6 protein-coding genes are annotated in these 12,937 nt (G+C 53.2%); 1 reads left to right on the top strand and 5 read right to left on the bottom strand.

The features are described from left to right. Positions 1-39: 39 nt before the first annotated feature. The 3 genes from T325_RS12315 to T325_RS03170 form a co-directional block, all read right to left on the bottom strand. Positions 40-1,575 carry an Ig-like domain-containing protein gene (locus tag T325_RS12315; RefSeq protein ID WP_051949673.1) on the bottom strand — a complete coding sequence of 512 codons (1,536 nt, stop codon included), beginning with the start codon at positions 1,573-1,575 and terminating at the stop codon, positions 40-42. 316 nt (positions 1,576-1,891) lie between these two features. After that, the gene (locus T325_RS03175) at positions 1,892-4,882 is read right to left on the bottom strand and encodes a TIM-barrel domain-containing protein (protein ID WP_036910345.1); all 2,991 of its coding nucleotides are present in this window, start codon (positions 4,880-4,882) and stop codon (positions 1,892-1,894) included. Positions 4,883-4,908: 26 nt separating this feature from the next. Continuing rightward, positions 4,909-8,031, bottom strand: coding sequence for a ligand-binding sensor domain-containing protein (locus tag T325_RS03170; protein ID WP_036910343.1), 3,123 nt, complete (start codon positions 8,029-8,031; stop codon positions 4,909-4,911). 228 nt (positions 8,032-8,259) lie between these two features. On the opposite strand from T325_RS03170, the gene T325_RS03165 reads away from it, so the two are divergent. Continuing rightward, the gene (locus tag T325_RS03165; RefSeq protein WP_036910463.1) at positions 8,260-10,137 is read left to right on the top strand and encodes a heavy metal translocating P-type ATPase; all 1,878 of its coding nucleotides are present in this window, start codon (positions 8,260-8,262) and stop codon (positions 10,135-10,137) included. A gap of 9 nt (positions 10,138-10,146) precedes the next feature. On the opposite strand, the gene T325_RS03160 is transcribed toward T325_RS03165, so the two are convergent. Continuing rightward, positions 10,147-11,160 (bottom strand): LacI family DNA-binding transcriptional regulator, encoded by a 1,014-nt coding sequence (locus T325_RS03160; RefSeq protein ID WP_036910341.1) that lies wholly within the window; start codon positions 11,158-11,160, stop codon positions 10,147-10,149. 245 nt (positions 11,161-11,405) lie between these two features. Continuing rightward, positions 11,406-12,926 carry a sodium:solute symporter family transporter gene (locus tag T325_RS03155; RefSeq protein ID WP_036910339.1) on the bottom strand — a complete coding sequence of 507 codons (1,521 nt, stop codon included), beginning with the start codon at positions 12,924-12,926 and terminating at the stop codon, positions 11,406-11,408. Positions 12,927-12,937 lie beyond the last annotated feature (11 nt).

The raw sequence follows: 12,937 nt of genomic DNA, 5'->3' as shown, positions 1-12,937 counted from the left end.
AGCGGAGATTGTTGTTTTTTTGTTGTTGCGCAGCGGTTCTTATTCTGCAGCTGCGATGGTCCAGCCAGCGGGGATGCCGCTATCGCCTTTTATCCAGGGCACATTCGTATTGATCTGGTCATCATCAGCTGTACCTTCCAGATTGCCATTCATATCTGCTATATAATCCGAATAAGCACTGCTGATATAAATCGTCTTTGTCGTTACGGATTCATCCGTGCCAGCATCCCAGAGCCAGCCAATAAGGCAACAACCTGCACTGAGATTCGTAGCCTTGCAGGTAACGCTGGACAATTTCTTACAGTCATTGAACATATTATTATAGCAGTCTTCTGCCAGCGTCGTGGCGGGCAGCTCTGGCGCTGTGGTCAGGCTTTCGCAGTAAGCGAACATGCCATGATAGCACCCTTCTGCCAGCATTGTGGCGGGCAGCTCTGGCGCTGTGGTCAGGCTTTTGCAGCCATTGAACATATCATTATAGCAGTTTTCTGCCAGCGTCTTGGCGGGCAGCTCGGGCGCTGTGGTCAGGCTTTCGCAGCCCGCGAACATACTATTATAGCACCCTTTAGCCAACGTCTTGGCGGGTAGCTCGGGCGCTGTGGTCAGGCTTGTGCAGTAAGCGAACATCCAATAATAGCAGTCTTTTGCCAGCGTCTTGGCGGGCAGCTCTGGCGCTGTGGTCAGGCTTGTGCAGTTCGAGAACATGCCATAATAGCAGTTTTCTGCCAGCGTCTTGGCGGGTAGTTCGGGCGCTGTGGTCAGGTTTTTGCAGCTCCAGAACATGCCATCATAGCAGTATTCTGCCAGCGTTGTGGCTGGCAGGTATATCTGGTGATCAGCATCCTTGTTCTTCAGCATATCTTGACCATTGAACAATCCCATGAAGGCATAGTCGGCTGTCAACGTCTTGTTGGTGGGGTAGTTGTCTTTGTTTATCAGACTCATCACGTTGCCATAAACATAAGTCTCGTTTGAGAGTTTGAATTGATAACAATCATAATAATCATCAGCTCCGTACGCCTCGTTCGTGCCTCGGAACGAGATCTTGTCGCCCGCGGCAGCCAGCGTAACACCATCCGCTGTCAGGTCATCCTTCCATGTGATGCCGCCATCGAGCGAATATTCTACGTTTGGAGCAACGATATCCTCATCATAGTCATTAAACTTGACGGTCGCGCCATCCGCAGCGGCCTCGAAGGTGAGCGGCGTCTCCAGGTTGACCACCACGCTGACGTCGCATGTGGCCTTCTTGCTGCCCGCCTTGGCGGTGATGACGGCTGTTCCTGCGCCCACGGCGTGAACCACACCCTCATCGTCTACCGTGGCGACACTCTCGTCAGACGACGACCATGTGACATCAAAGTCTTCAGTGTCTGCAGGACTTACCGTGGCTTCGAGCGTCACGTCTTTACCATTGCCATAAACCATCTCAAGTGTCGTCTCGTCGAGCGTGACGTCCGATACGGGAGGCGCCGGATTATCCGTTTCGCCCAACAGTTCGTCGCACGATGTTTGCATCATGGTCATTGCCGTGAGCAACGCCATACAGGAAAGTTTCTTGATTGATAAATTCATTTTGTTCGGTTTGTTTTTAGTTTCAGTGTGCAAAGATAATTAAAAATGAGCGAATTACCAAATTTTCACGCAAGAAAAATATCAAACTTTACTCCGAGGAAAATCCTGCTTTCACCTATCGGGAGTCAGGTTTTCCTCGGAGCAAAGTCGGGGCCATTTGTTGCAGTTGTTGCAGTGTTGCAGTTGTTTGAGAGCTTTGCGCACCCCTAAAAAAAGGTCTATATATTTATATATATAATATATATAATATATAGTATTAACTTTTCACTTTTTCCACTTCATGATTCGAACTGCAACACTGCAACACTGCAGCAAATCAGAGCCGGATGGTGACGGGTTTACCGTTATAGCTGACCATCAGACCATCGGGGTTGTCGAGATCAAGGGGCTTAGCCTGATCGCTGCTGACGAGCACGACGTTGAAGCGGCGGCTCTTGAGCATACCGGGGAACTGACCCTTGCGGGCACCGAACGAGAGCGTACGGGTGGCATCGTCGTAGGTAATGTCGATGGTGGCATATTTGCCGCGCTCATAGTTGTAGTTGGTACCCTCGTCTTCATAGAGCTGGAAACTGCCGTTTTGTCCGGCATAGACGTAGAGGTTGATGAGCTCGGCGGGGCGCTCGTCGCTCCACTGCATCTCAGGACCGAAGGGGATGATGGCGCCCTCGCGCACGAAGACGGGAATCTGCTCGTAGGGAGCATCGACCACGAGGCGCTGACCACCTTCGAGGTGCTCGCCTGTGTAGAGATTGTACCAGCCACACTGCTCTGGGAAATAAACAGAACGGTTGCGGGCCTTGTAGTAGCCTACGGGACAGGCCATCAGCGCGGGACCGAACATCCACTGGTTGCCGATATTCTCTACCTCCTTGTCGCCATTGAAGTCCATCACCAACGGACGCATCAAGGTATAATCCTTGAAATGAGCCCAGCCAGCCATTGAGTAGAGGTATGGCATCAGGCGATAGCGCAACTTATCGTAGTAGACAAACGACTTATAGGCAGGATGCTCATCGGGGGCGATGTTCCATATCTCGCGCAGGGGCCACTGGCCGTGTGAGCGGAACAGGGGGATGAAGGTGCCGAACTGGTTCCAGCGAGTCTGCAGCTCGCGCCACTCCTTGAGGTCTTCGTTCTCCACGCCGCTATGGTCGAAGAGCTGCTGGGCAGCCACGTAACGATTCTCCACGCAGAAGCCGCCCTGGTCCATGCCCCAGAAGGGGAGACCCGAGATGGAGTAGTTGAGACCTGCCGTCATCTGGGCGCGCATGTCTTCCCAGCGAGTACCGATGTCACCGCTCCATGTGGCGGTTGAGAAGCGCTGCTCGCCAGCGAAGCCGCTACGGGTGAGGAGGAACACGCGGGGCTCGTTCTGCTTGCCTTTCCACACGCTGCGCTGGCCGTTATAGATGGCGTCGGCATTGACGGTGCTGTAGGCGTTGAAGTATTCGGTAGAGGTACCTAAAGCGGTGGGGCCGCTAAGGGCCTTGCGATACCACATGGGGGTACAGTCGCGCACGTTGGGTTCTGAGGCGTCCATCCACCAAGCATCGACACCAGCGACACCGTTCTTGTTGAACTTGGTATAGAGGTTCTCGTCCATCTGGCGCCAGAACATCTTGCGGGCTCCCGGGTCGTAGGCGTCGTAGAAGCCGTTCTTATAGCCGGGCCCCACCCAGTCGTGGATATCGTCGGTGGGCGACTGAACGTACATCCAGCCCTTGGCATCGAGCTCTTTGTAGTTATCGGTATTGCAATAGAACTTAGGCCACACAGAGATCATGAAGCGACCGTGCATGGCGTGTACGGAGTCGAGCATGGCCTGAGGATTGGGATAGCGCGAGGCCTCGAACTGATGGGAGCCCCACTGGTCCTCGGGCCAGTAGTTCCAGTCCTGCACGATGTTGTCGATGGGTATCTGGCGCTTGCGGAACTCGGCGAGGGTCTGTTCCACCTCGTCAGAGGTCTTGTAGCGCTCACGGCTCTGCCAGAAGCCCAGCACCCACTTGGGATAGAGCGATGCCTTACCAGTCAGAGTACGGTAACCAGAGATGACCTGGTCGAGGTTCTGGCCAGCGATGAAGTAATAATCCATGTCCTTGGCCATCTCGCTCCAGACGGAGAGCTTGCCACGCTCCTCGGCACTGCGGGGCTCAGCCACGCGCAGTCCGCAATAGCTCTCGCCGCCATCGGGCTGCCACTCTATGCGCAACTGGGCTTTGCGTCCCTTCTGGAGCTCGCAGCTGAACTTATAGGCGTTGGGGTTCCAGGCTGTGCGCCAGCGCTCGGGCACGACTTCGCGGCCATCGATATAGACCTTGATGTAGCCGGCATAGTAGAGGATGAACTGGTAGAGCTGTGTCTTACCAGCACATTTGCCACAGCATTCGGGTTCGATGAAGCCTTCGTAGGTAACGTTGGCGCCTGCCAGCTGGAAACCCTGAGGCAGGTTCTTGATGCCACCGTTATCGGTCTTCAGCGCAATCTCCGACTTGGCTGGCGTACCGTATTCGTAATAGATGGAGTCTTCGTCGCGCACGAGCTTCTTACCCATACGGTCGATATAGGTGCCCGTGAGGTGGCCCTCCCTGCCTTGTCTGTCGTAGAGTTTGAAGGCGCGGTTGAGCTGGAGATAGTCGTTAGGATTGCCAAAGCGACAGAAGGAATAGGAATCCCACAGCAGACCGTAGTTCTTGTTGGACAGGACGAAGGGGACAGACACCTTGGTGTTGTACTGGAACAGGTCCTCGTTCTTGCCTTTCATGTTGAACTCTTCGCTCTGGTGCTGACCCAGGCCGTAGAAGGCCTCATCGTCGGGCGAGTCGAACTTCATCTGCCACGTCAGACCATGCTTCTGCTCCTCGGGGACGGAATAGCCCGTCTTCATGCCCAGCTCGCGCTCTGGCACGGTGAAGGGCCAGAACTGCTTGCCGTCGCTGGCCTCGCTGAGGAGCTGACGGCCCTCTGCGTCGAAAAACGACAGCTGGCCCGTGGCCTTCGACACCACAGCCTTGACATTGCGGGCCTTGACGACCACCGTCTCGCCCTCGTCGCTCACACGGTAGGAGCCTTTGGCCGGAGCCGTCTGGGGGACAATCATCAGCGAGGCGGGCTTCTCGGGCAGGGCCTCGGCAGAGGTGGCTCGCACACGGATAATGTTGTCGTTCATCACTTCCAGGCGGATTACTTTTGCCTGACCTCCGTCAGGACGAATAGTCACAAAGTTTCCACTGGTCTGCACCTCGGCCGCCATCGACATTCCCGTCGTGAGCAGGGCAGACACCAGGATTAGGATTCTTTTCATACGTTTTAATTATATTATTGATGATATCAGTTATTTATTTCATCGTCATCGTCCATCAACACGGCTTCCTCGACGTCGCCGGCATCGTCGAGCGGAATGGTGATGGTGAATACGGAACCGCCTCCCGCGTTGTTGTCGCCAACAACCGTTCCGCCATGGGCTTCCACGATATCCTTCACGATGTGCAGACATATACCCGGGTCGTCGTCGTTCACCACAGAGTCGAACATGTGAGCCTTGGCCTCCTCGGGCAGCCCGACGCCATTATCCGAGATGCGGATGGTACCATGGTTGTCGGTCTTGTCGACGAACACCTTGATGCGACAGTCGCTGGGTGAGAACATCACGGAGTTGTTCAGCAGTATCTGGATGGCCTGAGCCATCATATCGTGGTCGAACTCGAGCCTCAGATCCTGAGCCAGAGGGAAGAAGGAGAACTTCACCCGCTTGCCGTCAGGAGCCTTGTACTGGGCACACTGCTCCTTCATGAACGCCTGGAGGTCGTTCTCCTGGCGGTGCAGTGTCAGCGCGCTCACCTCCCACTCGGGCTGCCGGGACTCTGCATTCTTCCGGGCGGTCTGCTCCTCAGCCATCATCTGGGTCTTCATCTCGTTCATCCACTGCTTCTTCTTCACCTCCATGCGCAAGCGCTCACGCTCTACGTGATCGGCCTGACGCTTCAGGAAGAAGTGACGCCACAGCCATACTGCAGCAGCCACGAAGAGGAGGAACAGCAGCAGTATCCAGCGATTGCGCAGCAGCGGGGGCGTGATGGTGATCTTCAGCGTGGCCTCGTTCTGTCCCATGGTTCCGTCTTCGTTGAGCATGCGCACATGAAGCACGTAACTGCCATGATGGAGCGACATATAGGTGATGTTGGGATCCTGCTCTTCTGTCTTAATCCACTTGTCGCTGAAACCTTCGAGCATATAGACGAAGCGCGAGGGGTTGTGGATTTCGCCCTTATCGGTAGCCAGCTGGATAGTGAACTGGTTCTCGTAATGACGGAGGGTCAGCTCGCGACTGTCGTTGAGTGCCTTTTTCAGAATCACGCGACCTTCGTATTCATCGCCTACGCCCAGTTCCTGTCCGAAGAGTTTCAGACCACTGAAGATGGGCTTCTCCGTATTGTGGATATTGGCCACAAGCTTAGGATAGATAACGTCTACACCTCCAAGACCGCCCACCAGGATCAGACCGTCCTTAGTGCGAGAGATGGAACGCTGGTTGTAGGGGCCTTCCTGCAATCCGTCGCGGCTGCTGAAGCTGCTCACGGTGAACGTCCAGTCGCCATCTTCCTCTTTCTTAGGAACGACACTCGAGACGCCGTGCTCAGTAACAACCCACATGTTATGCTGGAGGTCTTCGGCAATACCCACGACACTCGAGCCCAGAAGGCCGCTGTTCCTGTCGAGAAGGGTCTGCTTGCCTGTCTTTCCGTCGACGACACAACAGCCTGCTGTAGAGCCATGCCATACAAGGCCTCGGCTGTCTTCGATGACACAGGTCGTCGACGCCATAGCTGCCGGCTGTCCGGGGATGGCGGGGATGGTGATGTTGACAATCTTTCCGCTCAAGGGATTGATGAGCGAATAGTACTGCGAGTGTCCCACCATGAGCCAGCCTTTTGCCGTCCACGTGGCCGAGGTCATGAAGTTCTCTGGCAGATTGGAGTTATAGGAATTGTAGGTCTTGAACTTTCCGGTCTTGACATCCAGTTGCTGCACACCGTTGCCCAGCGTACCCAGCCAGATGTTGCCCCACTTATCCTCGGTGACAGACCATACGTTGTTGTTCAACAGGCCGTCCTCGGCATTCGAGGCGGTATAGTTGGTTGCATGACCATTGGCGATGCGGATGAGACCGCCGTTATAGGTTCCGAACCATACGGAACCGTCGCTCGCGCCATACGAGGCCACCATGATATCGGAAGCGAAGCCACAGCGAGCCTTGTCGTAGACCTCGGTCTCACCCGTAGATGGCACGTACTTAACGATACCGCGATTGTCTGTACCCAGCCAGTAGTTGCCGTAGATATCCTCTGTGGTGGTGTTGACATCGCCCAGTTCGAGGGTCTTGAAGCCCAGCAGCTTCTCGATATACTGGTTCAGACCATTACGATAGCATGCTATCCATACGCCGCCATTCTTATCGATCAGCAGATGCTTGGCCGTGTTCTCGCTCAGGGTGGTGGTATCATACTTGTTGTTGACGAACTGCTTCACCTCCTTGCTCTTCGGGTCGACCACGAACAGACCTTCATGATCCGTCGCAATCCACAGCCATCCGCGATGGTCCATAGCCACATCCCAGATCTGCATAGGACTGGGCAGTGCGGGGATACCGTATTCTGCGAAATAGCTGTTGACAGACGTGTGCCACTTCTTCTCCTTCTGGTCGAAGATAAACACCTTACCGCCTCCGGTGATGACCCAGTAGTTGTTGCGCTTGTCGACAAAAATGTTATAGGCATCGCTAGGCTTGCCACCATTGTTACGCATATAGCTGTCTTTCGAGAGCACCGTTCCATGGTCGCCATCGATGGTCATCATGTCGCCATCGCTCGAAGCCATGAGCAGACGACCGTCAGACTCGCCAAACGAAGATACCCAGAACTCTTTCGAGATCTCGTCCTGGGCATAGCCATACTTCACCAGCTTGAGTTTCTTCTTCTTGGGATTGTAGCAATAGAGACCCTCATCATAGGTCTTCACCCAGATGCGCTTCTCGGAGTCGATATAGAAGCGGTCGATACCGCCCTTGATGCCCCACTTGACCAGTTCGGTAGTAGGGTTACGGTTTACGCGCTCTGTGACGGGGTCGAAAATACTGTAGTTCATGCCCTGCTTCAGCCAGAGACGACCTAAGTGGTCTTCCCATATCTGATCAATATAGTTATTACGCAGCGAGGTGGTGTCGCTCGGGCTGGAATAGTAGGTACGGAAACGGTAGCCGTCGTAACGGTTCAAACCATAGGACGTGCCTATCCAGATAAAGCCCTTTGAGTCTTGGAAAAGGTAATTGATGGTTGAGTTAGAAAGGCCATCGCGCGTATCCAGACGACGGAACTTCATATCAGGAATCACGGTAGAAGCCGCGCTCATTCCGAGGCTGAACATCAGGAGCAAAGAGGTCAGAAGCTGCTTCATAATAGTTATCGGTTATGATTCATATTTCGTTATTGCGCTACAAATGTAAGGGTTTTCCACGAGAAAAACAAATAATCTGCAAAAAAATTGCAACTGAGTTGCGAAACATTCTTCATACCTTTGCACCCAGAAAGTAAAAAAGTAGAGAATATGGCACATCAACATCATCACGAAGCGTGCAGCTCATGTGAGCATAAGCATGAGCACCATCACGAGCACGAACACAGTCTGAAAGAACAGCTGGCACTCATCATTGTGACTGCTGTATTGCTCATCGTGGCCGTTATCATCGAGAAAAACACCAGTCTCACCACATGGCAGTTGCTGCTCGTCTACCTGGTACCCTATCTGCTCATCGGGCACAACACCCTGAAAGAGGCCGTAGAGGGACTGCTGAGCGGTGACGCCTTCAACGAGCATTTCCTCATGTCGATAGCTACCATCGGAGCACTCTGTATCGGATTCCTGCCCGGAGCCGAAACGGAATTCCCTGAGGCGGTATTCGTGATGCTGTTCTTCCAGATAGGTGAGCTCTTTGAGGGGTATGCCGAAGGGAAAAGTCGTGACAGCATTGCCCACCTGATGGACATCCGTCCTGACGTGGCTCACGTAGAAATTTCAGGAGACAAGGAGACAGGGACACATGGAGTCCAGGACGTATCTCCGGAGGCAGTGGCTGTTGGTTCAGTGATCGTGATTCGTCCAGGCGAGAAGGTTCCCCTCGACGGTACGATTATCGAAGGCAGCACCTCGCTGAACACCATCGCCCTGACGGGCGAGAGCCTGCCTCGTGAGCTGGAGACCGGCGATGAGGTCATCTCCGGTTGTGTGAACCTCTCTGGCGTCATCAAGGTTCGCGTAACGAAAGCCTTTGGCGAGAGTACCGTCTCAAAGATACTGAACCTTGTGGAGCACGCCACCAACAGCAAGTCGAAGAGCGAGACGTTCATCACACGTTTCGCCCGTATCTATACGCCAGTAGTGGTGTTTGCAGCTATTGCCCTGGCAGTCATCCCTACCCTGTTCGGAGGCGCTTTTGCCACTTGGCTCTATCGTGCGCTGATGTTCCTGGTGGTGAGCTGTCCCTGTGCTTTGGTAATCAGCGTTCCCCTCACCTTCTTCGGAGGTATCGGCGGCGCTTCGCGTAAGGGTATCCTCATCAAGGGCGCCAGCTATATGGATGTGCTGGCACAGACTAAAACGGTTGTGTTTGATAAAACCGGTACGCTCACCCATGGACAATTCGCTGTCGAGGCCGTTCACCCCGACCAATACGACGAACGGCAGCTACTTCATCTTGCCGCCCATGTGGAGCACTATACCACCCACCCTATTGGCGCAGCCCTGCGCGACGCCTTTCCTGAAGAGGCCAGCGACGGCTGTGAGGTGACAGAGGTTGAGGAAATCGCCGGTCACGGCATACGTGCCCGTGTGGGCGACAAGATGGTGAGTGTGGGCAACACGAAGATGATGGAAAGCATCGGAGCAAAGTGGCACGACTGCCATCATGTGGGTACCATCATTCATGTAGCCATCGACGGACAGTATGCCGGCCATATTGTCATCAACGACAAAGTGAAAGAAGACAGTGCTGAAGCTATTGCATCGCTCAAGGCGCTGGGTATCAGCAAAGCCATTATGCTCACAGGCGACCGTAAGGAGGTGGCTCAGCACGTGGCCAGTCAGCTGTCACTGACGGGATACCATGCAGAACTGCTACCAGCCGACAAGGTGGCTTTCATGGAACGCGAGTTGGCTGCTTCGGAAGCCAAGGTTGCCTTTGTCGGCGACGGCATCAACGATGCCCCCGTTCTGGCTCGTGCTGACGTAGGTATTGCTATGGGCGGTCTGGGAAGCGACGCGGCCATCGAGGCAGCAGACGTGGTACTGATGGACGACAAACCTTCGAAGATAGCCCTCGCCATCCGCATAGCCCGACGCACCTTGGCCATAGCCCGCCAGAACGTGTGGTTCGCCATCATCGTCAAGATAAGCGTACTGATTCTCGCCACCTTTGGTCTTGCCACGATGTGGATGGCCGTTTTCGCAGACGTCGGCGTCACGGTACTGGCTGTCCTCAATGCTATGAGGGCGCTGAAAAATTAAGGGAAAAAGCTATCGCTTAGCACTCGTGTCGCGGATAACAAGCTTCTGCGGCACGATTTTCTTATAGATCTTCGTATCGCCGTTGATGTTCTTCAACAGGAGCTTGCATGACTCGATGCCCATCTCATGGCTCTGATCTTCGATGGCCGACATGCGTGGCGTCACATAACTGGCATGCACATCGTCGGTAAAACCTATCAGTGCCACATCGTCGGGAATACGGAGCCCCTTGTCTTTTATGGCAGAGAAGGCTGCGAAGGTAATAATGTCATTGAAGGCCAATATGGCGTCAGCATGATTGTCCAGCAGCTTTTTCGTGGCCTCATAAGCCCAGTCGTAGTCTATCTTCTCACATATCACCAGGTTGCGGTCAATGGGGATTTTATTCTCCCTCAGAGCCTCCAGATATCCGTGCTTGCGACGACGCACCATATCCAGATGGTTCGGGCCACCGATAAAGGCAATCCTCCTGCTACCCGTATCAATCAGATGCTGGGTGGCCTCCTGGGCTGCCACGTCGCCATTAGCCATCACGCTCGAGAACCGGTCCTGCAAACAAGTACGGCCAAAGAACACCAGGGGGATACCCATTTGGGCTATCTCTTCAAAATGGCTGTAATCTGTGGTGTTTTGCGACAGACAGGCTATGATACCCTCTACGTGAAGACTGATAAAGTTATCAATAGCCCTCACCTCAGCCTCGCTGTCTTCATGGGTATTGGCACTAATCACCGAATAGCCCGCCTTACGCGCCTCATCCTCAATACCGTCGAGCACAGCAGCATAATAATGGGTCACCAGATTGGGAACCACCACACCAATAACTCTCGGGGCTTCTTTTCTCAAGCTCTGGGCAAAGGGATTAGGTCTGTAATTCAACTTCTTGGCAAGCGCTTTTACTTTTTCCTGCATCTCCATGCCAATCTCTGGAGAATTACGCAGGGCTCGGCTAACAGTAGCTATACTCACACCCAGTTCCTGGGCAAGGTCTTTCAACGATGTACGACGCTTATGATTTGTCATATGTTGATTACAAAAAAAGATGGTTCGGATGCAAAGATACAAAAATAATCTTAAATTGCAAACGTTTACGTGTAATTTTAGTTTAAAACACTTGCATTTTGAGAATTTTCGTCGTACCTTTGCACCAGCAAAAATGAATGAGTAATGAATAGTTGATAATAAGTTAGTTAGAAAAGGTAAAAGCAAGACTGTCGTGATGACACTCTTGCTTTTTTATTTTTCTATGAGAAAACACTCAAGTACTCTTACTTATAGCACTCAAAGATGCTGGCAATAGTCTGTTGGGGAAGCTTCTTCGTCATCAGACTGACAATCCATACTACAGGGAAACCGCCAACCATGGCGATAGCACCACAGTTAATGGGGTTGATAGGATTGCCGATGAGCATATTGACAACCGTCAGACCTACACCCCAGACGAAGCAGGCCCATACGCTCTTCGGAGTAACGCCACGCCAATAAAGGCCCAACATAAAGGGAGCCAGGAAAGCACCGGCAAGAGCGCCCCATGAGATACCCATCAGCTGAGCGATAAACGTTGGCGGATTCAAGGCTATCAATAATGAGATGGCAATGAAGAACATGATGAGCACACGCATCACAATCACCTTACGACGCTCTATCTTCTCTGCCACGATATCGTCGATACTACCATCCTCTACCTCACCAGGCAACGATTTCTTGTCGCGATATATCAGGTCGAGGGTCATCGTTGACGATGAGGTGAGCACCAGAGAAGCCAGCGTAGACATAGAGGCCGACAAAACCAGCAAGACCACAAGGGCAATCAATATGTCAGGCAAAGTGATAAGCATGGCAGGGACAATCGAGTCGAAGGCTATCTTGCCATTCGCTCCGATAACGGGTTCATAGAGACGTCCGAAACCTCCGAGGAAATAACAGCCGCCAGCCACGATAAAGGCAAAGACCGTTGAGATGACTGTACCACGCTTGATGGCGGCTTCATCCGTAATAGAATAGAACTTACCCACCATCTGTGGCAAGCCCATCGTACCAAGCGAAGTCAGGATGACCACGCCGAGCAGTCCCCACGGATCAGGACCGAACCACGAAGCGAATCCGCCGTTTACAGCAGGATCGGCATCCGAGGGAATCAAAGCCAGTTTATCCACAGCGGCCAAGAGACCGCCCTGAGCATTGAGAACGGCTACGATAACAGCAACAATACCGAAGAGCATAATGATGCCCTGTATGAAGTCGTTCATGGCTGTGGCCTTATAACCACCCAGAATCACATAGACAGCCGTCAGAACAGCCATAATCACCACACAATACTCGTAGGGAATACCGAATCCCATCTCGAAGAGGCGTGAGATACCGCTATATACACCAGCTGTGTAGGGAATCAGGAACACGAAGGCAATAACGGATGCGACAACACGCAAGCCCTGATCGCTGAAGCGGGTACCAAAGAAGTCGGGCATCGTACGGCTCTCGATATGCTGGGTCATCAGTTTGGTTCGTCGGCCTAAGATGATCCATGCCAGAAGCGAGCCGATAATGGCATTACCAATACCTATCCACGCACTCGACAATCCGTATTTCCAGCCAAACTGTCCGGCATAGCCGACAAAGACTACTGCCGAGAAATAAGAAGTACCAAAGGCGAAGGCCGTGAGCCAAGGACCAACGGCACGCCCGCCTAACACAAATCCGTCAACACTGCTGGCCTGCTTACGGGTATACAACCCCACACCAATCATCACGGCCAGGAAGATGATGGTCAGAGTAATCTTTATAATCATAGTTTCTTAGT

Source organism: Prevotella sp. FD3004 (assembly GCF_000746155.1).
Taxonomy (GTDB): domain Bacteria; phylum Bacteroidota; class Bacteroidia; order Bacteroidales; family Bacteroidaceae; genus Prevotella.
The sequence above is the reverse complement of the archived record's forward strand: the minus strand, read 5'-3'. Positions and strand labels throughout refer to the sequence as shown.